This window comes from Streptomyces sp. BYX5S (assembly GCF_054724165.1).
The window spans coordinates 4048365-4071322 of the sequence record NZ_CM138829.1; the positions used below are offsets into that span (position 1 = coordinate 4048365).

At 72.5% G+C, this 22958-nt stretch carries 23 protein-coding genes; 10 read left to right on the top strand and 13 right to left on the bottom strand.

The features are described from left to right. Nucleotides 1–48: 48 nt before the first annotated feature. The 3 genes from ACYBSK_RS18375 (at nucleotide 49) to ACYBSK_RS18385 (ending at nucleotide 3460) form a co-directional block, all read left to right on the top strand. The gene (locus ACYBSK_RS18375; RefSeq protein WP_457478211.1) at nucleotides 49–1275 is read left to right on the top strand and encodes an MFS transporter; all 1227 of its coding nucleotides are present in this window, start codon (nucleotides 49–51) and stop codon (nucleotides 1273–1275) included. A 44-nt stretch (nucleotides 1276–1319) separates the two neighbouring features. Then, nucleotides 1320–1805, top strand: a complete 486-nt coding sequence (locus ACYBSK_RS18380) for a GNAT family N-acetyltransferase (protein ID WP_457478212.1) — start codon at nucleotides 1320–1322, stop codon at nucleotides 1803–1805. Nucleotides 1806–1915: 110 nt separating this feature from the next. Then, nucleotides 1916–3460 (top strand): MFS transporter, encoded by a 1545-nt coding sequence (locus ACYBSK_RS18385; RefSeq protein ID WP_457478213.1) that lies wholly within the window; start codon nucleotides 1916–1918, stop codon nucleotides 3458–3460. Here ACYBSK_RS18385 and ACYBSK_RS18390 read toward each other — a convergent pair. The 5 genes from ACYBSK_RS18390 to ACYBSK_RS18410 all read right to left on the bottom strand — a co-directional run bounded on the left by ACYBSK_RS18390 (nucleotide 3444) and on the right by ACYBSK_RS18410 (nucleotide 7221). Further along, a complete protein-coding gene (locus tag ACYBSK_RS18390; RefSeq protein ID WP_460246876.1) occupies nucleotides 3444–4370 on the bottom strand; it encodes a PDR/VanB family oxidoreductase in 927 nt (308 codons plus the stop codon). The genes ACYBSK_RS18385 and ACYBSK_RS18390 overlap by 17 nt on opposite strands. Before the next feature lie 2 nt (nucleotides 4371–4372). Continuing rightward, nucleotides 4373–4537: a hypothetical protein gene (locus ACYBSK_RS18395; protein WP_460246877.1), complete on the bottom strand. Its 165-nt coding sequence runs from the start codon at nucleotides 4535–4537 to the stop codon at nucleotides 4373–4375. Continuing rightward, complete coding sequence (locus ACYBSK_RS18400) at nucleotides 4534–5547, bottom strand: aromatic ring-hydroxylating dioxygenase subunit alpha (RefSeq protein WP_460246878.1); 1014 nt, start codon at nucleotides 5545–5547, stop codon at nucleotides 4534–4536. The genes ACYBSK_RS18395 and ACYBSK_RS18400 overlap by 4 nt, the downstream gene beginning before the upstream one ends. 95 nt (nucleotides 5548–5642) lie before the next feature. Beyond that, nucleotides 5643–6401 carry an IclR family transcriptional regulator gene (locus tag ACYBSK_RS18405; RefSeq protein WP_460246879.1) on the bottom strand — a complete coding sequence of 253 codons (759 nt, stop codon included), beginning with the start codon at nucleotides 6399–6401 and terminating at the stop codon, nucleotides 5643–5645. A 7-nt stretch (nucleotides 6402–6408) separates the two neighbouring features. Beyond that, on the bottom strand, nucleotides 6409–7221 hold the full coding sequence (locus tag ACYBSK_RS18410; protein ID WP_460246880.1) for an alpha/beta fold hydrolase: 813 nt from the start codon (nucleotides 7219–7221) through the stop codon (nucleotides 6409–6411). Between the two features lie 183 nt (nucleotides 7222–7404). Here ACYBSK_RS18410 and ACYBSK_RS18415 point away from each other — a divergent pair, with 183 nt between their 5' ends. The 3 genes from ACYBSK_RS18415 (at nucleotide 7405) to ACYBSK_RS18425 (ending at nucleotide 10285) form a co-directional block, all read left to right on the top strand. Continuing rightward, on the top strand, nucleotides 7405–8265 hold the full coding sequence (locus ACYBSK_RS18415) for a Cof-type HAD-IIB family hydrolase (RefSeq protein WP_460247055.1): 861 nt from the start codon (nucleotides 7405–7407) through the stop codon (nucleotides 8263–8265). Nucleotides 8266–8487: 222 nt separating this feature from the next. Further along, nucleotides 8488–9813: a lipase family protein gene (locus tag ACYBSK_RS18420; protein WP_460246881.1), complete on the top strand. Its 1326-nt coding sequence runs from the start codon at nucleotides 8488–8490 to the stop codon at nucleotides 9811–9813. Between the two features lie 16 nt (nucleotides 9814–9829). Beyond that, nucleotides 9830–10285 carry a RidA family protein gene (locus ACYBSK_RS18425; protein ID WP_457478220.1) on the top strand — a complete coding sequence of 152 codons (456 nt, stop codon included), beginning with the start codon at nucleotides 9830–9832 and terminating at the stop codon, nucleotides 10283–10285. Between the two features lie 82 nt (nucleotides 10286–10367). Here the strand turns inward: ACYBSK_RS18425 and ACYBSK_RS18430 are convergent, their stop codons facing one another. The 3 genes from ACYBSK_RS18430 to ACYBSK_RS18440 form a co-directional block, all read right to left on the bottom strand. Continuing rightward, complete coding sequence (locus ACYBSK_RS18430; protein ID WP_460246882.1) at nucleotides 10368–11855, bottom strand: SulP family inorganic anion transporter; 1488 nt, start codon at nucleotides 11853–11855, stop codon at nucleotides 10368–10370. A gap of 8 nt (nucleotides 11856–11863) precedes the next feature. After that, complete coding sequence (locus ACYBSK_RS18435) at nucleotides 11864–12445, bottom strand: carbonic anhydrase (RefSeq protein WP_460246883.1); 582 nt, start codon at nucleotides 12443–12445, stop codon at nucleotides 11864–11866. 74 nt (nucleotides 12446–12519) lie between these two features. Beyond that, nucleotides 12520–12849, bottom strand: a complete 330-nt coding sequence (locus ACYBSK_RS18440) for a hypothetical protein (protein ID WP_460246884.1) — start codon at nucleotides 12847–12849, stop codon at nucleotides 12520–12522. Between the two features lie 199 nt (nucleotides 12850–13048). On the opposite strand from ACYBSK_RS18440, the gene ACYBSK_RS18445 reads away from it, so the two are divergent. Then, nucleotides 13049–13783, top strand: a complete 735-nt coding sequence (locus ACYBSK_RS18445; protein WP_460246885.1) for a nitroreductase family protein — start codon at nucleotides 13049–13051, stop codon at nucleotides 13781–13783. Between the two features lie 10 nt (nucleotides 13784–13793). Here ACYBSK_RS18445 and ACYBSK_RS18450 read toward each other — a convergent pair whose 3' ends face one another. From ACYBSK_RS18450 to ACYBSK_RS18470, 5 genes are all read right to left on the bottom strand, one after another. Next, complete coding sequence (locus tag ACYBSK_RS18450) at nucleotides 13794–15431, bottom strand: ABC-F family ATP-binding cassette domain-containing protein (RefSeq protein WP_460246886.1); 1638 nt, start codon at nucleotides 15429–15431, stop codon at nucleotides 13794–13796. 80 nt (nucleotides 15432–15511) lie between these two features. Further along, on the bottom strand, nucleotides 15512–17146 hold the full coding sequence (abc-f, locus tag ACYBSK_RS18455) for a ribosomal protection-like ABC-F family protein (RefSeq protein ID WP_460246887.1): 1635 nt from the start codon (nucleotides 17144–17146) through the stop codon (nucleotides 15512–15514). A 213-nt stretch (nucleotides 17147–17359) separates the two neighbouring features. Beyond that, the gene (locus ACYBSK_RS18460) at nucleotides 17360–17848 is read right to left on the bottom strand and encodes an HPP family protein (RefSeq protein WP_457478227.1); all 489 of its coding nucleotides are present in this window, start codon (nucleotides 17846–17848) and stop codon (nucleotides 17360–17362) included. A gap of 139 nt (nucleotides 17849–17987) precedes the next feature. Beyond that, nucleotides 17988–18152 (bottom strand): hypothetical protein, encoded by a 165-nt coding sequence (locus ACYBSK_RS18465; RefSeq protein WP_457478228.1) that lies wholly within the window; start codon nucleotides 18150–18152, stop codon nucleotides 17988–17990. A 130-nt stretch (nucleotides 18153–18282) separates the two neighbouring features. Further along, nucleotides 18283–18840 (bottom strand): Dps family protein, encoded by a 558-nt coding sequence (locus ACYBSK_RS18470; RefSeq protein ID WP_457478229.1) that lies wholly within the window; start codon nucleotides 18838–18840, stop codon nucleotides 18283–18285. Between the two features lie 174 nt (nucleotides 18841–19014). Between ACYBSK_RS18470 and ACYBSK_RS18475 the strand changes: the two genes are divergently transcribed. The 3 genes from ACYBSK_RS18475 to ACYBSK_RS18485 are packed head-to-tail and all read left to right on the top strand — an operon-like array spanning nucleotide 19015 to nucleotide 22953. Continuing rightward, entirely contained in the window at nucleotides 19015–19887 is an 873-nt protein-coding gene (locus ACYBSK_RS18475) for an ABC transporter ATP-binding protein (protein ID WP_457478230.1), read from the top strand. Further along, a complete protein-coding gene (locus ACYBSK_RS18480) occupies nucleotides 19884–20867 on the top strand; it encodes an ABC transporter substrate-binding protein (RefSeq protein WP_460246888.1) in 984 nt (327 codons plus the stop codon). The genes ACYBSK_RS18475 and ACYBSK_RS18480 overlap by 4 nt, the downstream gene beginning before the upstream one ends. Before the next feature lie 4 nt (nucleotides 20868–20871). Then, entirely contained in the window at nucleotides 20872–22953 is a 2082-nt protein-coding gene (locus ACYBSK_RS18485) for an iron ABC transporter permease (protein ID WP_460246889.1), read from the top strand. Nucleotides 22954–22958 lie beyond the last annotated feature (5 nt).

A 22958-nucleotide genomic window follows, 5' to 3' on the forward strand; every position in this document is an offset into this window, starting at 1 on the left:
CAGCGCGTACCCCCGTCCCCGTCCGCTCGCTCGGCAAGGAGTACGGCAATGACGACGTCTCCCACGCGGTCGGCCACCACAGCGGTGCTGTGCTGGCTGACCGTCCTGCTGGAGGGATACGACCTGGTGGCGCTCGGTGCCACCATCCCCACCCTGCTCAAGACGCACCACCTCGGATTCACCGCCGCCGACGCCACCGCCGTCGCCACCGTGTCCCTCGTCGGGGTCGCGGTCGGCGCCGCGGGGCTCGGCCCGCTCACCGACCGGTTCGGGCGGCGCGGCATGCTCATCGGCTCGGTGCTGCTGTTCTCGGCGTTCACGCTGGTGACACCCCTCGCTCCGAACGTCGCCGTGTTCGGCGCGCTGCGCTTCCTCGCCGGTCTCGGCCTCGGCGCGTGCATGCCGGTCGCCCTGACCGTCATGTCGGAGAACCTCCCCGAACGCCGCCGCGCCAGCGCCAGCACCTTCACCATGACCGGCTACCACGTGGGCGCCGTACTCACCTCCGTCCTCGCGCTCGCCGTCGCCGACGACTGGCACTGGCTGTTCTACGGCGGGGGAGTCGCGGGCCTGCTCGTCGTCCCGCTGATGTGGTGGAAGCTGCCGGAGTCCGCCGCGTACCTCGCCGCCAAACAGCAGCCGGAGGCCGACCGCATCGGCATGCGCGACCTGCTCGGCCCGCGCGTGCGCCGCACCACCCTCGCCGTCTGGGGCGGCTCCTTCATGGGCCTGCTGCTCGTCTACGGGCTCAACACCTGGCTGCCCCAGCTCATGCGCAGCGCGGGCTACCCCATCTCCCGCTCCATCGCGCTGCTGCTGGTCCTGAACATCGGCGCGGTCATCGGCCTCGTCGTCGCGGGGCTCGTCGCCGACAGGTACGGCATCCGGCGCGTGGCCCGCATCTGGTTCGCGGCGGGCGCCGTGCTGCTCGCCGTGCTGAGCCTGCGGATCGAGAGCAGCCTGCTGCTCAACGCGCTGGTCCTGCTCACCGGCGTCTTCGTGTTCTCCGCGCAGGTCCTCATCTACGGGTACGTGGCCCACGTCTTCCCGGCCCGTACCCGCGGCACCGCGCTCGGTCTCGCCTCCGCGGTGGGCCGGCTCGGCTCCATCACCGGCCCCTTCGTCACCGGCGCCCTGGTCACGGCGGGCATCGCCCACCCGTGGGGCTTCTGGTTCTTCGCGGGGGTCGCGGCGCTCGGGCTCGGCGCGATGCTGCTGCTGGCCCCGCCGACGGCCGACCGGACCCGGGCCCCGAGCGCGGCGTTCACCAGCTGAGCACCCACGACGGGGCGGCCCGCCCCCGTGCCAGACTCGCCCCCATGAAGATCAGAGACATGCGGGAAGGCGACTGGGAGCGGATCTGGCCGTTCTGGCAGCGGATCGTGCGCGCGGGCGAGACCTACGCCTGGGACACCGACACCAGCGAGCCCGTGGCCCGCGCCCTGTGGACCGAGGGCGCGGGCAAGCGCGTCCTCGTGCTGGAGAACGACGCGGGCGACGTCGTCGCCACCGCGTACGTGAAGCCCAACTACAGCGGCCCGGCGCGGGACATCGCCAACGCCGGATTCATGGTCGACCCCGACCACGGCGGCCACGGCCACGGCCGCGCGCTCGCCGAGCACGTCCTGGAGACGGCGAAGGCGGACGGCTACCGCGCCATGGTCTTCAACGCCGTCGTCGAGACCAACCCGGCCGTACGGCTGTGGAGTTCGCTCGGTTTCACGATCCTCGGCACCGTGCCCGAGGCGTTCGACCACCCGCGGCACGGCCGTGTCGGACTGCACGTCATGCACCGGGTGCTCTGAGGGCTCCGGGAGGCGGGGCGGACGCGGCCACCCCATTGAGTTAGGGTTGCCTAACCAGCGGGGTGGTCCCCGTGTTCTCCGCCTGCCCAGCCTGCCCACAAGGAGCCCGCATGACGGCGACGCCCGCCGCCGAGCAGCCCACCGCCCCCGCGCCGGACCGGCCGAGGGACCCGCGCCGCTGGCTCATCCTCGGCGTGATCTGCCTCGCGCAACTCGTCGTCATCATCGACAACACGATCCTCAACGTCGCCGTCCCCACCCTCACCGCCGAACTCGGCGCGAACACCGCCGACGTCCAGTGGGTCATCAACGCGTACGTGCTGGTGCAGGCGGGTCTGCTGCTCGCGGCCGGGGCCGCCGCCGACCGCTACGGCCGCAAGAAGCTGCTCCTGAGCGGCCTCGTCCTGTTCGGCGCGGGCTCCCTCGCCGCCGGAATCGCCCAGAGCACCGGCCAGTTGATCGCCGCGCGCGCCGGCATGGGCGTCGGCGGCGCCCTGCTGCTGACGACCACCCTCGCCGTCGCCATGCAGATCTTCGACGACGACGAACGCGTGCGCGCCATCGGCATCTGGGCCGCCGTCAACGCCCTCGGCTTCGCCGCCGGGCCGCTCGTGGGCGGCCTCCTCCTCGACCACTTCTGGTGGGGCTCCCTCTTCCTCGTCAATCTCCCCGTGGTCCTGCTCGGCCTGTGCGCCGTCAGCGTCCTCGTGCCGGAGAGCAAGGTCGAGCAGAGCCACCGGCCGGACCTCCTCGGCGCGCTCCTGTCCACGGTCGCCATGACCTCGCTGGTCTACGCCGTCGTCTCCGGGCCCGACCACGGCTGGACCTCGCCGTACGTGCTCGCGGGTGCCGGGCTCGGCGTGTGCGCGCTCACCGCCTTCGTCCTGTGGGAGCGGCGCGTCCCCGCCCCGATGCTCGACGTCAGCTTCTTCCGCAACCGCACCTTCACGGGCGCCGTCATCGGCGCCGTGCTGATCACCTTCGGCAGCGGCGGCGCGCTGTTCCTGCTCACGCAGCAGCTCCAGTTCGTCCTGGGCTACGGCCCGTTGGAGGCGGGGCTGCGCACGGCGCCGTTCGCGCTCACGGTGGTCCTGCTCAACTTCAGCGGCCTGTCCGCCCGGCTGAGCAAGCGCCTCGGCATCCCGGGCTCCGTGGCCGTCGGCATGACACTCCTCGCCTGCGGGCTCGCCGCCGTCGCGCTCGCGGGGCGGGTCGTGGACGGCTACGGGGGCCTGCTCGTCGGCCTCGTCCTCATGGGCGTCGGCTGTGCGTTCGCCAACCCGGCGATGGCCGTCGCCGTGATGAGCGCCATCCCGCGCGAGAAGGCGGGCGCGGGCGCCGGAATCAACGGCACGGTCACCGAGTTCGGCAGCGGCCTCGGTGTCGCCGTCCTCGGCGCCGTGCTCAGCGCCCGCTTCTCCGCTCTCGTCCCGGTGACCGCGGCCTCCCTCCCGGCCGCCCTCGCCGCGGCCGGATCGGGCGCCGAACGCGACGCGGTGACGCGCTCGTTCAGCTCGGCCCTGGAGACCGGCCAACTCGTCGGCGCGGCCGCCGTGCTGACGGGCGGCCTGGTGGCGGCCGTGCTGCTGCGCCGCGCGGAGCACGCGGCACGACCGGAGTCGGTCGAGGGCCGGGCGGTCACAGATCCAGCGTGAGCCGAGCCCCCTTCGCCCGTGACACGCACACCATCATCGTCTCGTTCGCGTCCCGTTCGGCGGCCGTGAGCACGCTGTCACGGTGGTCGACCTCCCCGGCGAGCACCTCCGTCTCGCAGGTGCCGCAGGTGCCCTCGGTGCAGGAGTAGAGGACCTCGACCCCGGCCTCTTGCAACGCGTCGAGGACCGTGCGGTCCGCCGGAACCCGCACCGACCCTCCGCGCGCGGCGAGTTCGACCTCGAAGGCCGTGTCGCCGCTCGTGTCGGCCGCCACCGGGGTGAAGCGCTCCGTGCGCAGCGCCCCGGCCGGCACCACGTCCTCCACGGCCGCGAGCAGGGGCTCGGGGCCGCAGGCGTAGACGAGTTCCCCGGGGCGGAGACCGGCGAGCGCGGCCCGCAGGTCGAGCAGCCCCTCGACGAGTTCGATCCGCCCGCCGGGATGCCCCGTGGTCAGCTCGTCCGCGAACGCCATGGTGTCGCGCGAGCGGCCCCCGTAGAACAGGGCCCATTCGGCGCCCCGGCCGGCCGCCGCGGCCAGCATCGGCAGGATCGGCGTGATCCCGATGCCGCCCGCGACGAACCGGTAGGCGGGCGCCGGTTCGAGCCGGAAGTGGTTGCGCGGCCCCCGGACACGTACCGCCGCGCCTTCCGGCAGCGCGTCGTGCACCCGCGCCGAGCCGCCCCGCCCGTTCGGCTCGCGCAGCACGGCGATCCGCCAGGAGCGGTCGTCCCCGCCGCACAGCGAGTACTGCCGTTCGCGACCCTCCGCGCCGTCGAGCAGCAGGTCGATGTGGGCGCCCGCCTCCCACGCGGGCAGGGGCGCGCCGTCGGGGCGGCGCAGCAGCAGGGAGACGACGTCGGCGGCCTCGCGGCGGCGTCCGGCGACGACGAGGTCGAGCGTGTCACTCACGTTCAACGGTCCTTGTCCTCGGCGGTGGTGGGGTGGTCGGGGTGGGCGAGCATCCACTCCCACATGGCGACCGGGTCCTGGCTCGTGTGCCGCGCCCCGCAGAAGCAGTGGCCGTCGAGGAGGTCGGTTCCCGGCAGCCAGTCGATGCGGAAGACGGGCCGGGTCATCCGGCGGCCTGCTTGGCGAGGATGCGGCGCGCGGCCAGACCGCCCGTGTCGATGTTGATACTGAGCTCCTGGTAGCCCTCCGGCTCGGTGTCCAGGGTGCGCTGGAGCAGATTGAGCGCGTCGACGTCCTGCATCACGACCGTGTGGTTGAAGTCCCGCAGGAACGCGGTCACGTCGTCGTCCTCGGTCGCGAAATTCCGCGACACCGCCCAGAAGTCGTACACCGTGCCGGGCGAGGACGGCGTGATCGCGTACGTGATCTCCGTACGGAACACGGGGGAGTCCTGCCCCGACGGGGTGATGGTGCTGTGCAGCAGATACAGGCACGGCGCGTGGTACTCGATGTCCTGGCGGCGGTCGATGCGGCCCTCGATGCCGGTCGAACGGGCGTAGAACGGCGGGCACTCGGCGTCCTTCATGTGCCGGGACACCCGCACGACGCCGGATTCCTCGTCGACCTCGGTCGTGATGGGTGTCTCGGCGACCTCCGGGGTGCCGATGTAGCCGCCGTGCAGATACGTCTCGTGGGAGAGGTCCATGAGGTTGTCGACGAGGAGCATGTAGTCCGCGTCGATCGGCTCCATGCCCTCCACCGTCACGAAGCCGTCCGCGACCAGGTGCAGGGCGCGCGGGATCGTCGTCGGGTCCGCCCGCTCCGGATCGCCGATCCACACCCACACCATGCCGTCGACCTCGGCCACCGGGTACGAGCCGACCCGTGCCGTCCGTGGCACCCGCTTCTGCCCCGGCACGAACACGCAGGTCCCCGTCGTGTCGTAGGTGAACCCGTGGTACCCGCACACCACCCGGTCCCCGTCGAGCCCGCTCGCCGACAGCGGGTAGCGGCGGTGCACACAGCGGTCCGCGAGCGCGACCGGCTCCCCGGCCCCGGTGCGGTAGAAGGCGATCGGCTCACCGAGGACGGTGCGGCCGAGCAGCTCCCGGCCCACCTCGTGGGACCAGGCGGCGACGTACCACTGGTTGCGGGCGAAGGCCGAGCAGGCGGTCATGACGGGCGTCCCTCCGGTCACCGCGCGCGGCACCGTCGCCGCGCGTCACCGCCCACCCTGGTGACCCGCGCCAGGCGCCCACAACGGCACTTCCGTCAGACGGAAGCCGCGGGTGCGGGTTGCCAGCCCAGGGCGCGCGAGATGCCCCGCCCGGCCAGCTGCACCGCCGGAATCAGCGCGGGTGTCCGCGCGCCGTCGACCGGTACGACGACGGAGACCGCGGCGACCACGTCCCCGCGCGGACCGCGCACCGGCGCCGCCACCGACAGCGCGTCGTCGGTGATCTGACGGTCACTCACCGCCACGCCGGCGCGTCGCACGTCGGCCAGCATCCGGCGCAGCCGCCCCGGGTCGGTCACGGTGTACGGGGTGAACGCCCGCAACTCGCCGCGCGCACAACGGTCCTGGAGGTCGGGGCCGCCGTGCGCGAGCAGCACCAGGCCCACGCCCGTCGCGTGCAGCGGCCAGCGCGCGCCGACCCGCGAGTGCACGCCCACCGCCGAACGGCCGGACAGGCGCTCGATGTAGACGACCTCCTCACCGTCCCGCACGGCGAGGTGCACGTTCTCGTGCGTCGCCTCGTACAGGTCCTCCAGGAACGGCAGCGCCGCTTGCCGCAGGCCGAGCCCGCGCGGGGCCAGCGCCGCGATCTCCCACAGCCGCAGCCCCACGTGGTAGTGGCCCGCCTCGTCGCGCTCCAGGGCGCCCCAGCGGGAGAGGGCGCCGACGAGCCGGTGCGCCGTGGGCAGCGGCAGATCGGCGCGCTCAGCGATTCGGGTCAGCGTGAGGGACGGGTGGTCCTGGTCGAAGGCGCCGAGCGCGTCGAGCAACCGGTCGCTCGCGGAACGGGTCACGGCCCGGCTAGCCAGTCGGGCAGCGGTCGCGGAGGAAGTCCAGGAGCACCGCGTTGAACAGCTCGGGCTGCTCGACGCCCGGCAAATGCCCGGCCCCGTCGATCACCCGCAGCGCCGCGTCCGGCATCAGCTCCACGATCTCCTCGGAGTCCGCGACCGGCGTGTACACGTCGTCCGCGCCGACGACCACCAACGCCGGCACCTTCGCCGCGGCGAGCGTCTCCCGGTAGTCGGGGCGCTCGGCCCGCCCGCGCAGCGCCGCCGCGGCCCCGCGCGGATCGGTGACCTGCATCATGCCGAGGACGTGCGCGGCGACCTCCGGCAGCGCCGCCACGTTGTACCGCGCGAGCATCTTGTCGATCACTTCGTCCGCGTACGCCCCCATGCCCTCGGCGAGCAGCCGCACCGCGAGCCGGTTCCGGCGCTCCTTGCCCTCGGGCGTCTCGGCGGGCGCGGAGGTGTCCGACAGGACGAGGGCGCGGACGCGGTCGGGGTGGCGCAGCTGGAACTCCATCGAGATCTGACCGCCCATGGAGACCCCGCCCACCACGGCTGCCTGGAGGCCCACCTCGTCCAAAAGCGCGGCGACGTCGTCCGCGAACCGCGACAGCAGCACCTGCCCCGGCGTCACCCCGCTCTCGCCGTACCCGCGCAGATCGGGCAGGAGCACCCGGTACCCGGCGGCCGCCAGCGCCTCGGCCTGCGCGGCCCACAGGGTCCGGTTGAAGGGGTGTCCGTGGATCAGCACGACCGCGACGCCCTCGGCCGGACCGAGGTCGTCGTACCGCAGAACGGTGCCGTCCAGTATGAATCGGGGCATGACGCGCTCCTGGGTGGCTCGGTCGTACGCGGGGATGCGGCGGGGCGGGTGCCGGAACCGTACGGCGCACACGTGGGCATGATCAAGAGCCCGGCCCGGCCGGAGCGGGACCGGATCTAGACTGAAGGAGCCGCGCGCACGCCCGTGGCCAGGCACACCGCACCACCGAACCAGGACCTCTTCGTGAGCATCGAGCACCACCGGCCGTCCGCCGTCACCCCCGCCGACATCCGTCTGATCGTCACCGACATGGACGGCACGCTCCTCGACGGCGACGGGAACATACCCGCGTCCCTCTGGCCGCTCCTGACGGAACTGAACGAGCGCGGCATCGCCTTCTGCCCCGCCAGCGGCCGCCAGTACGCCACGCTCGCCGCGCAGTTCGCGGCCGTCGACGACGGCGGCATGGTCTACGTCGCGGAGAACGGCGCGTACGTCCTGCGCGACGGCGCCGAGGTCAGCTCCGACACCCTGGAGCCCGGTGTCGTCGAGTGGATCGTGAAGTCGGTGCGCCAACTCGTCGACGAAGGCGGGGCCGACGCGGGCGTCGTCGTCTGCGGCAAGCGGTCCGCGTACGTCGAGCGCTCCGACGAGGCGTTCATGGAGCAGGTCCGCACGTACTACGCCGCCCACGAGATCGTCACGGACGCCACCGCCGTGGAGGACGAGTTCGTCAAGGTCGCGCTCTTCGACTTCGGCGAGGCGCAGGAGACCACCGCCCCGGTCCTCGCGCCCCTGCGCGACACCCACCAGGTCGTCGTCTCCAGCCGGCACTGGATCGACGTGATGAACCCGGCCGCCAACAAGGGCGTCGCCGTCCGCAGGCTCCAGGACGCCCTGGGCGTCACCCCGGCCCAGACCATGGTCTTCGGCGACTACCGCAACGACCTGGAGATGCTGGACGCCGCCGACTGGTCCTACGCCATGGCCAACGCGCACCCCGACGTCCTGGCCCGTGCCCGCCTGCGTGCCCCCGCGAACACCGACAACGGTGTCGTCCGCACCGTCCGCGACGTCCTCGGGCTCGACGCCGAGCAGGCGTGAGCGCGGCCGCCCGGTGACGCGTGCGGCAGCTGCCGCGAACCTGCATTACTGAACCGTAACCTTCCCGGTGCTACCCGCGGTAACGCCTGTGTGGATAGCGTCCCGCAAGGCGCGTGAGGACGGTGGGACGACCGGCCGCGACGCGTCGTCGGCCTGCCCGGATTTCCGGCCGACTGCCGCCCGTCGGGGGCTGGGCCCCCGCCCGTACACCGGAGGTTCGCCATGCCCGCACCCACCCGTCTGCTGGCCGCCGCCGTCACCGTGGCCGCATGCGTCGGCGCCCAGGCGGTACCCGCCGCAGCCGCCACCGGTTCGGAGAACGAGGTCTCGCGCGGTGTCACGATCCCCGCGTTCTACAACCCGCCCGCCGAACTGCCGGGCGCCAACGGCACGTTGATCCGCGACGAGCCGCTCCCGCTCGCCCTCACCCTGCCCGGCCTGAACGGCCCGCTGCCCGGCAAGGCGACCCGCATCATGTACCGGACCACCGACTCGAACGGGCGGCCCGCGGCGGCCACGGGCGCGTACATCGAGCCCACCGCCAAGTGGCGCGGCTCCGGACCCCGCCCGCTCGTCGCCCTCGCGCCCGGCACCCAGGGGCAGGGCGACCAGTGCGCAGCGTCGATGGGCCTGGAGCACCCGATCGTGTTCAACGGCCAGACGCTGGTGGCCGGTTACGAGGACCTGGCGATCTACCGCCTCCTCGCCAAGGGCGTCGCCGTCGTCGTCACCGACTACATCGGCCTCGGCGCCACCGACCGGCTGCACACCTACGTGAACCGGGTCGACGAGGCGCACGCCGTGCTCGACGCCGTGCGCGCCGCCCGCGCCCTGAAGAACGCGACCGTCACCACCGACTCGCGCGTCGGCCTCTTCGGCTACAGCCAGGGCGGCGGCGCCACCGCGGCCGCCGCCGAACTCCAGCCGACCTATGCGCCCGACGTCACGCTCTCCGGCACGTACGCAGGGGCGCCGCCCGCCGATCTGACCGCGACGACCGCGGCCATCGACGGCACCGACCTCGTCGGCGCGCTCGGCTGGTCGCTCAACGGATTCCTGCAGTCCGAACCGGAGTTGCGGCAGATCGCCGACAAGTACCTCAACGACAAGGGCCGGGCCGCCCTGAAGGACCTGTCCACGGCGTGCGTCGGCGACGCGATCCTCGGCTACTCGTCGAAGAAGAGCTCGGCCTGGACCAAGGACGGCAAGACCCTCGAAGAGATCATCAAGGCCGAACCGCGCCTCCAGGAGTTCCTCGCCCAGCAGCGGATCGGCACCATCGAACCGCAGAGCCCGGTCCGCGTCGCCACCGGCATCAGCGACAACCTCGTCCCGCACGGCCAGGCGCGTCAGCTCGCCGTCGACTGGTGCGGGCGCGGCGCCCAGGTCACGTACAAGGGGGTCGACCTCCCCGACGTCGGCCGCGCGCTGATCAACCACTTCGCGCCGCTGCTCACCGACCAGGGCCCCGCGATCGACTGGCTCTCCGACCGCCTCTCGGGCAAGCCGGCGGCCTCCACGTGCGCCGAACTGCCCGCGCGGCGCTGACGGTCCGGGCGGGCGGATGCCGTGGCACGATGACGTCCCACCGCATCCGCCCGAAGGGAACCCCGTGGCCCGCGCCGTCACCCTGATCCGATCCGACAACCTCTCCGACATCGCCCAGTACGCCTACGCGGCCACGGCCCCGGCCGAGGCACGGCTCGTCTTCCTCGCCGGTTCCTGTCCGCTGGCGAAGGACGGCTCCACCGTCGCCGTCGGCGACTACGCGGGTCAGGCCGCGCAGTGCCTCGCGAACCTGCGCCTCGCCCTCGACGCGGCCGGAGCCACCCTGGAGGACGTCATCAACACGCGCGTCCTCGTGGCCTCCACACGGCAGGAGGACCTGGTCACGGCCTGGGAGGTGGTACGCGACACCTTCGGGGACCACGACGTGCCCAGCACCTTGATGGGTGTCACCGTGCTCGGCTACGCCGACCAGCTCGTCGAGGTGGAGGCCGTCGCGGCCGTCGTCGACTGACACACGCCCGTATCGACACACGCCCGAAGGCCCCGGTTCCCGTGCCGCGCACGGGAACCGGGGCCTTCGGGGGAAGCGACCGTCAGCCGGACGTCACCTTGACCGGTTCCGTCTCCGCCGAACTGTGCCGCTCGGCCCAGCTCTCCAGGGCCGTGCGGCACGCATGGTCCAGGTGGTGGAGACCCGACAGGTTCAGCTCGACGGGACGATTCTGCGGAAGCGCCTCCAGGCTGTCGAGGATTTTCGGAAGCCGCAGGAACGTCGCGTTGCCGGACAGGTGCGCCTGCACCGGACCCGCGCCCTTGTCTATGACCTCCAGCTTGACGTGCGAGGAGTCCCAGGCGGTCTTCACGACCGACAGGGCCAGACCGATGAGCACGCCCTCGAACATGCTGATCGCCACGATCGACACCGCGGTCACGACCAGGATCACCGCTTCGCCGCGGTGCTCGCGCCAGAGCTTCGCCAGCGCCCGCACGGGCACCAGCTTCGCCCCGGCGTGCACCAGCACACCCGCGAGGGCCGGGATCGGGATGTACGCGAGCAGTGCAGGCAGCAGCGCGGCGAACAGCAGCAGCCACACACCGTGCATGACCCGGGAGGCCGTCGTCCTGGCCCCGGCCTGCACATTGGCCGAGCTGCGCACGATCACCGCGGTCATCGGCAGAGCGCCGAGCACACCGCACACCGCGTTGCCCGCGCCCTGCGCGAGGAGTTCCTTGTTGTACTCGGTGCGCGGACCGTCGTGCATCCGGTCCACGGCCGCCGCGCTGAACAGGGACTCGGCGGACGCGATGAGCGTGAACGCCACGATCGTGCCGAGCAGTCCGACGGTGGCGAGTTCACCGAACGCGTCGAGGGGCGGCGGCTGGATCGAGCCGATCAGGCCGTTGACCTCGACCATGGCGACCGGCGCGTCGAACAGGAACGCGACCAGCATCGCGAGACCCACCGCGGCGAGCGGACCCGGAACGACGCGGGCCTTCCTGGGCATGTACTTCCACAGCACCAGGACCGCGACGGTCCCGGCGCCCAGGGCGAGCGATGTCAGCGCCCGGGTGCTGCCGAGCGCGTCGACGAACGCCCCCGGAAGCCCCGCTATCTTGCCGAGCCCCGATTCGGGGGCCTTGGCGTCGAGCACCGAGTACAGCTGGCCCGCGATCAGGACCAGGCCGATGCCGGCGAGCATGCCCTCGACCACGGAGACCGAGATGGCCCGGAAGTAGCGGCCCACCTTCAGCGCGCCCATGGCGATCTGGAGCAGACCCGTCACCAGCACGATGACGCCGAGCACGGGCAGCCCGAACTCCTGCACCGCCTCGTACACGAGAACGGTCAACCCGGCCGCGGGGCCGGACACTTGGAGGCTGCTGCCCCGCATCAGGCCGGTGACGATGCCGCCGACGATGCCGGTGATGAGGCCGATCTCGGCGGGTACGCCGGAGGCGACGGCCACGCCGACGCACAGCGGCAGCGCGACCAGGAACACCACGAGCGACGCGGTGAAGTCCGCCTTGAGATGCGGGAACTTGGAGGTGGGGGGAGAGGTGTGGGGGGTGGTGTCGGTCATGGTGACGCTCACAGAGTCTCGAACGCGTCGGTGTCGACGCGGTGCTCGCGCACGCAGCCGGTGTGGACCTCGTAGTACCAGCCGCGCAGCGTGATGCGGCCGTCGGCGAGCCGACTCTCCACACACGGGTAGGAGCGCAGCCTGAGCAACTGGGCGAGGACGTGCTGTTGAACGGCAGGGGCGACCGTGACATCGGCCGGGTCGCACGTGCCGGGCTCGTCCGCGGCGTGCGCGAGCCAGTCCCGCACGGCGGGCACACCGGCGAGGTCGTCGCCGCGCACCAGCGCGCCGATCGCCCCGCAGTGCGAGTGTCCGCACACGACGATGTCCTTGACGCCGAGGACCTCCACGGCGTACTCGATGGTGGCGGTCTCCCCGGTGGGGGTGCCTCCGGCGTACGGGGGCACGATGTTGCCCGCGGTGCGGAGCTCGAACAGCTCACCGGGGCGGGCGCCCGTGATCAGGGCCGGCACGACGCGAGAGTCGGAGCAGGTGATGAAGAGGACCTGTGGGGACTGGCCGTCGGCGTGACTGGCGAACTCCTCAGGGCGCGAGCCGAAGGTGCGGGCGTTGTCGATGAGGGGCTGCATGTGTGGTGATTCCTCCTGGCGCGCCTTCGAGGCGCGTCGGACGGGCAGGACAGGGTGGGGTCAGCTGTCTTGGATCAGCAGCGGAAGACCTGCAGTGACGCCGCCGACCGTTCGTCGACGCATCTGTCCGGACGGACGTGCGAGGCGTCGGGCAAGGTGGCCGGCGCGACGGCGTGGTGCGGCGCGGGTGTCCGGTCGCAGGGGCCGGGGAGCCGGGACGCGCCCGGCGCCGCCTGCCGGCGGTCGCGCGTACGTACCGCTTCCGCCGGTCCCTGGGGTGCCGAGGCCTCGCCGTGGCAGGCGTTCGCATCGGCCGGAGCGGCGATCGAGGTGTGTGCGGGCGCGAACGAATGTGCGGACGCGAGCAGCGGGAGCGCGAGCAGCAGGGCGATGACATATGCCATCGCCGAGCGCTTCCGCCCACCTCGGGACATGTTTTTCCCACGCCTCTCTGGCCAAGAACTCGTCAACGTACGGTCAACTGAAGGTCAAGAGACAGGTTAACTGTGCAAAGGTGGCCCGTGGGTTAACTCGGCGTTTCGGCTCGAAGGATGGGTGAAAGCGGAGGGTGGTTTGGCGTGAAAGCCCCCTACACTCGCGATCATGACTGAAGCGTTCACGCCCGCCGAGACACCTCAAGTCGCCGACGAACCAAGCCTGTTCGACACCATGGCCACGATGCGCGCCATGCGCCGACTGCGTCCCGATCCCGTCCCCGACGAGCTGCTGGAACGGCTGATACAGGCCGCTGTGTGGGGTCCCAGCGGGGGCAACATGCAGCGCTATGAGTACGTCGTGGTCACCGATCGCGGTGTCATGGCGGAACTGGAACCGTTGTGGAGGCGTTGTGTGGACGCCTACTTGGCGACCACCGGCAAGTACGCGCCCGAGGGCATGGACGACGCGGCGTACGGGCGGATGGTCGCCGCCATCGAGTACCAGCGCGACCACTTCGCCGACACACCGGCCCTCGTCATTCCCTGCTACCAGTTCCCTCAACCACGCCTGGACGAAGAGGGGTTGCTGGCCTCGGTCGCCGCGCTCGGACCCGCCGCGACCGCCACCATGGCGAGCACGCAGGAGCGCTTCGCCGCGCTCGCGGAGGGCTCCTGCGTCTACCCCGGCGTACAGAACCTGCTGCTCGCCGCGCGCGGCCTCGGACTCGCCGCCAACATCACCATCTGGCACCTGATGCTGGAGGACGAGTGGAAGGCCGCGCTCGGCATTCCCGACGACATGCGGACGTTCGCCGCCGTCCCGGTCGGCTGGCCGCTCGGCCGGTTCGGCCCGGTGCGCCGCAGGCCGGTCGCGGACGTGGTGCACCGCGACCGCTGGTAGCCCGCGGCCGTCAGGCGCCGTCCGCGCCCTGCCCGAGCCTCAGTTCACGGCCCTGCCAGCGGACGCGCAGCCAGCGGTCGTGGGTCGCGACGACGATCGCCCCCGGCCCGGCGCCCATCGCGTCCTCCAACTCGTCGCACAGCGTCGGGGACAGATGGTTCGTCGGCTCGTCGAGCAGCAGCAGCTCGGGCGGGTCCGCCACCAGCAGGGCCAGGGCGAGCCGGCGGCGCTGCCCCACCGACAACCGGCCGACGGGCTTGCCGAGGTCGGCGGGGCGCAGCAGCCCGAGGTCACCGAGCGGCACCGCCTCGGCCCGCCGGAACCCCAACTCCCGTACGTACACCTCCCGTGCGGTGCGCTCCGGTCGCGCGAACACCGTGTCCTGGGCCAGCAGTCCCACCGTCAGACCCTCGCGGCGCAGCGTCTCGCCCCGCGCCGCGAGGTGCCCGGCGAGCACCGCCAACAGCGTTGATTTCCCGGTGCCGTTGGCGCCCGTGACGAGCAGCCGGTCCGTGGGTGTCACGTCGAGGCGGTCCAGCGACAGCCGCCCGGGGACACGGACCGCGCGCAGCGACACGAGCGGCTCGTCGGCCGCGTCGGGGTCCGTTCCCGCCAGGTGCCGGGGGTGGAAGCGCAGCGGCGGCGGAGGCGCGGCGACCTGGGTGCGCTCCAGGTCCTCCAGACGCCGTGTGGCGTTGCGGACCCGGCGTGCGATCTGGCTCTGCACCCGGTTCGCGCGGACGCCGTAGCCCATCTTCTCGTTGTCGCGCGGCCCGCGGTCGGGGGCGACGCGGCGCGCCGTGACACCGGCCGACTGCCGCAGCGCCGCCAACTCCTCCTGCTCCTCGGTGAAACGTCGCTCCCAGCGCTCCCGGTCGGCCCGCTTCTGCGCGCGGTACGCGGTGTAGTTGCCGCCGAACCGCACCGGCCCGTCCACCGCCGGATCGAGGTCGACGAGATCGGTGCAGACGGCGTCGAGGAACGCGCGGTCGTGACTGGCGAGGACGACCGCGCCCGGCAGCGCCCGCACCTGCTCCTCCACGAACAGCGCGGCGTCGTCGTCGAGATGGTTCGTCGGCTCGTCCAGCAGGAGCGCCGTGGGGCGGCGCACCAGCAGCGCGGCCAGCGCGAGCCGGCCGCGCTGCCCTCCGGAGAGCGAGCCCAGGGTGCGGGTGGGCGCGAACCCGCCGAGACCGACACCGGCGAGGGTGAGGGCGGCGCGCCGGTCCGCGTCCCACGCCTCGCGCTCCCGCGCGCTCTCCAGCAACTGCCCGTAGGTGCTGAGCAGTTCGTCGTACGCGGGGGTGCCTTCGGGGGCGCGGGCGAGTTCCTCGCCGAGCCGGTCCAGCTCGGCGAGTTGGGCGCGGGTCTCGCGCAGCGCGTCGTCCAGCACGTCCGCGAGGGTGGCGGAGGCGTCGTAGGGCGCCTCCTGCTGGAGGAAACCGAGGTCGGGCGGTCGCACGACGCTGCCGGAGTCGGGGGTGTCGGCGCCGGCGAGCAGCCGCAGCAGAGTGGACTTGCCGACTCCGTTCTCCCCGATCAGGCCGATGCGGCGGCCGGGGGAGGCGGTGAGCGACACCCCGTCCAGGACGCGGCGGTCGCCGAGGGTGCGGATCAGATCGTGGGCGACAAGGGCGGGTTCAGCCATGAGAGGTGTTCCGTTCGACGTGAGGTCGGTGGCCCGCCGGGCGGGTGCCTCGGGGCGGGCCGGGTCGTCACGCCCGCGGGTCACATCTCGGGCGCCCCCACGTCGGTCAACACGCCGTCTGCGAGCCGCAGTTGGCGCTCCACCCCGATCCTTGCCAGGAACCGCTCGTCGTGGCTGACCACGATGAACGCGCCCTGGTACGAGCCGAGCGCGCTCTCCAGCTGACCGACGCCGACCAGGTCCAGGTTGTTCGTCGGCTCGTCGAGGAGCAGCAGCTGCGGCGCCGGTTCGGCGCACAGCACGCACGCCAGCGTGGCCCGCAGCAGCTCCCCGCCCGACAGCACCCCGACCGGAAGGTGTGCGCGCGGGCCGCGGAACAGGAACCGGGCCAGCAGATTCATCCGCTCCGCCTCGGGGCGTCCCGGCGCGAACGCGGCGAAGTTCTCGGCGACGGTGCGCTCGGGGTCGAGCAGGTCGAGGCGCTGCGACAGATAGGCGACCCGGCCGTCGCCCCGCTTGACGCTGCCGCCGCTCGGCTGGAGGTCACCGCTCACGAGCCGCATCAGGGTGGTCTTCCCCGCCCCGTTGGGGCCGGTCAGTGCGATCCGCTCGGGTCCGCGCACCGTGAAGTCGATGCCCTCGGCGGCGAAGAGGTCCCGCTCGCCGCGGCGGACCTGCGCGTGCTCGGCGGTGACGAGGGTGCGCCCCGCGGGCACCTTGGTGTCGGGCAGATCCAGGACGAGGCGCGGATCGTCGCGCACGGCGCGCTCCGCCTCGTCCAGGCGCGCCTTCGCCTCGCCGACCCGCGCGGCGTGCGTCTGACCGGCACGGCCGGCGGACTCCTGGGCGCCCCGCTTCATGTTCCCGGCGAAGATCTTCGGCAGGCCGGCGCTCTTCAGGTTGCGCGCGGCGTTGCTCGCGCGGCGCTCGGCGCGCTCGCGGGCCTGCTGCATCTCCCGCTTCTCGCGCTTCACTTCCTGCTCGGCGTTGCGGACGTTCTTCTCGGCGACCTCCTGCTCGGCCTTCACCGCCTCCTCGTAGGCGGTGAAGTTGCCGCCGTACCAGCGCAGCTCCCCGTGGTGCAGCTCGGCGATCCGCTCCATGCGGTCGAGCAGCGCACGGTCGTGGCTGACCAGCAGCAGGCAGCCGTTCCACCGTTCCAGCACGTCGTAGAGGTGGCGCCGGGCGTCGAGGTCGAGATTGTTGGTGGGCTCGTCGAGGAGCAGCACGTCGGGGCGGCGCAGCAGCTGGGCGGCGAGGCCGAGCGAGACGATCTGGCCACCGCTGAGTGTGTCGAGGCGCCGGTCGAGGTCGAGGGAGCCGAGACCGAGACCGTCGAGCTGGGCGCGGGTGCGCTCCTCGATGTCCCAGTCGTCGCCGATGACGGTGAAGTGCTCCTCGCTCACGTCGCCGGACTCGACGGCGTCCAGGGCCTTGATGACGTCGGCGACGCCGAGCACCTCGGCCACGGTGAGCGAGCCCGCCAGCGGCAGGTTCTGGGGGAGGTGGCCGAGCACGCCCTGCACGGTCACGGAGCCGCCGGTGGGCTTCAGGTCACCGGCGACGAGCTTGAGCAGCGTGCTCTTGCCCGCGCCGTTCGGGGCGACGAGCCCGGTGCGGCCGGACGGCACGGAGAAGGACAGGCCGTCGAACACCGGGGTGTCGTCGGGCCAGGAGAAGGACAGGTTCGAGCAGACGACGAAGGCGTCGGACACGGAAGGGGACCTCACGTGAGAGACGGGCAGACCGGTGCGGCTGCCCGGAACAGGAAAAGGGGACGACTGAGAGGCCACCGAGGCGGTGCTTCCACGCACCGGCCGCTGGCCTGACGGAGCCGGGTATCACCCGGAGATGTCGTCGTCCACCGCCATGTTCGTTCTCCTCGATCTACGAAAGGTCCAAGAACACTAACAGGTTACGCGCCTCGGTCACCAGTTCAACGGGTAGCGGACCGGGTGTCCGCCGATCCGCCCCGGCAGCAGCCCGACCGCGACCAGCAGCACGGCGGCGAGCGCGAGGAGGGGCAGGAAGGGCAGCGGGTGCGGGGCCTGGAGCACGACGATCGCGGCCGTCGCGGCGGCGGGGGAGTGCGAGAGGTGGGTGAGCATCATGGCCCCGAGCGAGAGCCCGGCGGCGACCGCGGCGCCCCAGCCGTTGCTCCCCGTCACCGCGAGCGTCCCGAACCCGACGACGGCGGAGAGCAGCTGACCGCCGACGAGATTGCGCGGCTGGGAGATCGGGAGTCCCGGCGCCCCGTGCACCAGGGCGGCGCTCGCCGCGAGCGGGGGGATCAGAAGCGGCTGCTTCAGCAGCACGCCGACGCCGACGAGTACGAGCAGGGCACCGATCGCGAAGGACGTGGCGCGCAGGACGTGCAGCGGGTGCGGTCGGGAAGCGGCGGACGGGGGCGTGGTCATGCGAAAGGGAACTCCGGGCAGGGGGTGGCGGGGCCCGGTGATCATAAACAGATTGTTGAAGTCGAGGCATATCGCTTGCCTCACGGGCAAAGCCCCACGTGACAGGGGTCACGTGGGGCCGGCGGGTGCGGCGGCGGGTCTACTGTCGCCGGTTCTGCTCCGCGATGCGCGTCGCCCGCGAGCGCACGTCCTGCTCGGACAGGCCCGCGTCGCACACGATCGTCATCACGCTGCCGTCGTCCAGCGACACCCGCCGCATCTCGACGCCCAACTTCTTCGTGCGCTGCGGCTCTTCGTCGGACATGAGAGCTCCTCACGGTCGACGTGACGTCGTGTCACCTCGACTCACGGTTGACGAACCCCCACGGTAGGTCCGGAGCGCGGCGCCGGTGGGGGACCGGCGGGGCGCAGTCACACGTTCGGGCCCGCGGGCGTCACCGAACGGCCTGCTGCGCCGCCTCCGTCTCGGTGTCGGCGTCGCCGGTGCGCAGCGAGCCGCCCGCCGTCTCCAGGTGGGCGCGGACGAACCACTGGAACTGCTCCAGCTCGCGCAGCTGCCCGATGAGCAGGTCCTGGGTGGCCAGGTCGATCTCGCCGGTCCGGTCGACCGCCTTGCGGACGTCCTCGATGACGCCGGTGTAGACGACGTCGAGGGCGCCGAGGTGGGCGATCGCGTCGGCCCGGCCGACGCTGTAGTCCTCCCACGACCGCGCGGCGACCAGCTCGCCGGGGGTGCCGCAGCTGACGCCGCCGAGGGCCGCCGCGCGCTCCGCGACGTCGTCCGCCATCGCGCGGACCTTGTCGACCTGCGGGTCGATCATCTCGTGCACGGCGATGAAATGGGGGCCGACCACGTTCCAGTGGATGTGCTTCAGCGTGAGGTGCAGATCGTTGAGGGCGTGCAGCCGCATCTGCAGGATCTCGATCAGTTCGCCCGCCTCGTCGACCTTGAGGCCGGGAACGGTGTACTTGGGGTTGCTGCGCAGAGCCATGGGGTTTCTCCCTTCGGTCGGATCCGGCGTCGCATCGGATGTCGGGCCGGTCGTCGTACAGGACGAGCTGCACTGACGGTTAACCCGGTGCGCCGGATCCATTCCTGATCGAGGGGTCGAGATGATCAACCCCCGGGGTTCCCCGGAAGATAAGGTTAGGCTAACCTTCGGCTCGTGAGATCTGGTGAACGCGCAGGTAGCGCCCCACGTCCGCGCGGTCACGAACTGTCGGCCGAGCACGTAACCGTGTCCTATGACGGCGTCGACGTCGTGCACGACGCGGCCCTCGTCCTCGAACCCGGCCGGGTGACCGCGCTCGTCGGTCCGAACGGCAGCGGCAAGTCCACGCTGCTGCGGACCCTCGCCCGGCTGCAGAGCCCCCGGCACGGCACCCTGACCCTCGACGCGGGAACGTCCGACGCCGCCGACGGCTTCGACCTCACCGCCCGTCAGTTCGCCCGCCGCGTCGCCCTGCTGACGCAGAGCCGGCCGACGCCGGGCGGCCTGACGGTGCGTGACGTCGTCGAGTTCGGCCGCTACCCGTACCGGGGCCGGTGGGGGCAGGCGGACGCCGAAGGCCCCGAGGTCGTCGACCGGGTCCTGGCGCAGACCGGCGTGGAGTCGCTCGCGGACCGGGGCGTCGACCAGCTCTCCGGCGGCCAGTTGCAGCGCGTGTGGCTCGCGAGCTGCCTCGCCCAGCAGACCGGTGTGCTGCTCCTCGACGAGCCGACCACCTACCTCGACCTGCGCTACCAGATCGAACTCCTCGACCTCATGCGGGACCTCGCGGACGACGGCGGCATCGCCGTCGGCGTCGTCCTGCACGACCTCGACCAGGCGGCGGCCGTCGCCGACCGGATCGCGCTGCTCAGCGCGGGCCGCGTCATCGCCGACGGCGCCCCCGAGGACGTACTGCGCTCCGAGCGCCTCACCGAGACGTACGGCATCCGTGTCGACGTCGACACCGACCCCTTCACCGGGCGGCTGCGCACCCGCGCGATAGGCCGTCACCACAGCAGAAGCGAAAGGCTCCAGAGCACCTCATGAGACGCCCCCTGATCATCGCGGCGAGCGCTGCCGCCGCGGCCCTCGTCCTGTCCGCCTGCGGCTCCTCGGAGCCCGCCAAGGCCGGCTCCGACACCACGTCCGAGAAGATCACCCTCACCGGGGCGAACGGCTCGAAGGTCACCCTGGACGGCCCGGCCACCAAGGTCGTCGGCACCGAGTGGAACGTCGTCGAGTCCCTCGTCACGCTCGGCGTCGACCCGGCGGGCGTCGCCGACGTGAAGGGCTACAAGGCCTGGGACACCGCCGCGCCGCTCACCAACTCGCCCAAGGACATCGGCACCCGGGGCGAGCCCAGCATGGACAGCATCGCGGGCATCACCCCCGACCTGATCGTCGCGACGACCGACCTCTCGGCCTCCGCGGTCAAGCAGATGAAGAAGATCGCCCCGGTCCTCCAGGTCGAGTCGGCCGACGGCGCCGACCAGATCGGCACGATGTTCGAAACCCTCGACACCATCGCCAAGGCCACCGGCAAGGAGGACGAGGCCAAGGCCGCCAAGAAGGCGTACGAGGCCAAGGTCACCGAGGGCAAGAAGGCGCTCAAGGACGCCGGCGCCGACGGCACGCGGTTCGCGATGGCCGACGGCTACGCGGCCTCCAACCAGGTCTCCGTGCGCGCCTACACCAGCAACTCGCTGCTCGGCGCGGTCAACGAGGAACTCGGTCTGAAGAACGCCTGGACGGTCAAGGGCGACAAGGACTACGGCCTGGCCACCACCGACGTCGAGGGCCTCACCAAGCTCGACGACGACACGCAGTTCGCGTACATCGGCAACAAGAAGGCGGGCGGCTCCGACGTCTTCGCCAAGGACCTCGCCGACAACTCCGTGTGGAAGTCGCTGCCCTTCGTGAAGGCCGGTGACGTGCATCGACTGCCCGACGGAACCTGGCTGTTCGGCGGCCCGAAGTCCATGGAGCAGTACATCGACGGCGTCGTCGCCGCCCTGACGAAGAAGTAGGTCCGTGGCCGTCACCGCCCCTCCGCCGCCCCGCACCGCCGGGCCCGCGCCGCGGCCCACCGCCGCGTCCCCGTCGGGGGCCGTGGCGGTGACGGCCGGACTCGTGCTGCTCGTCGCCGTGCTCGCGGTCGTCGACATCACCTACGGCACCGCGGACGTCGGCGCCCGCCAGGTGTGGCAGGCCCTCACCGGGCAGGCCGAACCGGGCGACGCCTCCGTGGTCGTCGCCTCCCGGCTGCCCCGCATGGTGGCCGGACTGCTCGTCGGCGTCGCGCTCGGCGCCGCGGGCGCCGTGCTCCAGGCGGTCAGCCGCAATGTGCTCGCCTCGCCCGACACCCTCGCCGTCAACGCCGGTTCCTACCTCGCGCTCGGCGTGTTCACGGCCAGCGGCGCGGCGACGTCGGTGTTCGCGTCCTCCGCGGTCGCGTTCGTCGGCGGACTCGCGGCGGCCGCCGTCGTGCTCGCCGTCGCCGGAGGCGCCGCCACCACGGTCCGCCTGGTCCTCGCGGGCAGCGCCCTCGCCCTCGGCCTCAACGCCCTCACCGAGGCGCTGCTGCTCCTCTTCCCCGAACAGACCGACGGCCTCTACCAGTGGGGCCAGGGCAGCATCGGCCAGAACGGGTTCGCGGGCGTCGTCCGCATGGCGCCGTTCGTGCTCGCCGCGCTCGCCGGTCTGGTGCTGCTCGCCCGCCGCGTCGACGCGCTCGCCCTCGGCGACGACGCGGCGCGCGGCCTCGGCATCCCGGTGCGCGGCACACGGGTCACCGCGGTCGTGCTCGCGGCGCTGCTCTCGGCGGCCGCGGTCACCCTGGCCGGACCGATCGGCTTCGTCGGACTGTGCGCCCCGGCGCTGATCAGGCCGCTCGCCCGCCGGGTGCGCTCCCTCGTACGGCACCGGGTGCGGATCCCCGCCGCCGGTCTCGTCGGCGCCGCGCTCGTGCTCGGCTCCGACGTGCTGCTGCGGGCCGTCACCTCCGCGCAGGTCGCGGCGACCGTGCCCACCGGCGTGATCACCAGCGTCGTCGGCGCGGTGTTCCTCGTGGTGATGGCGCTGCGGATGCGCGACGGGGACGCCGCCGCGCCACCGGACCGGATGCGCATCCCGAGCCGCAAGGTCTTCGCGGTCACCGTCGCGGTGCTGGCGGCCGTGCTGGTCGGCGTGACCATCGCGGGCGTCCTGCTCGGCGACAGCGCGCTGCTGCTCGGCGACGTCGTCAACTGGGCCGGCGGACAGGCCGGTCAGGCCATCACCTTCGTCCTCGACACCCGCGTGCCGCGCGTCGTCGCGGCGTTGTGCGCGGGCGCGGCGCTCGCCCTGTCCGGCACCCTCGTGCAGTCCGTGACCCGCAACCCGCTCGCCGAACCCGGCGTCCTCGGCGTGTCCGGTGGCGCGGCGCTCGGCGCCGTCCTGCTGGTCACCACGGTGCCCGGCGCGGGGTCGTGGACCATCGCCGCGGCGGCCTTCGCGGGCGCGGGCGTCACCGCCGCCGTCGTGTTCGGGCTCTCCGCCAAGGGCGGGTTCCAGCAGAGCCGCCTCGTCCTCGTCGGCATCGGCACGGCGTCGGGAACGGCGGCTCTGATCAGCCTCCTGATCGTGCTCACGGACCGGTTCAGCGCCACCAAGGCGCTGATCTGGCTGTCGGGTTCGACGTACGGGCGCTCGTTCACCGACGCGCTGCCCGTCGCCGCCGTCCTGGTGATCGGCACGGTCGTCGCGATCGTCCGGCGCAAGGAGCTCGACCTCGTCTCCCTCGACGCGGACACGCCCCGGCTGCTCGGCATGGACCTCGCGCGCGGCCGCCTCGGCTTCCTGGTGCTGAGCGTGCTGCTCAGCGCCACGGCCGTCGCCGCCGCGGGCACGATCGGCTTCGTCGGACTGGTGGCGCCGCACGCGGCCCGCGCCCTGGTGGGGCGCAAGCACGTGCGCGTCGTCCCCGTCGCGATGCTGCTCGGCGCGGCCCTCGTCTGCGTCGCGGACCTGTTGGGCCGCACGGTGATCGCCCCGGCCCAGCTGGGCGCGGGACTGATGACGGCCGTCGTCGGCACGCCGTACTTCGTGTACCTGCTGGTGCGCGGACGGCGGTGAGGGGC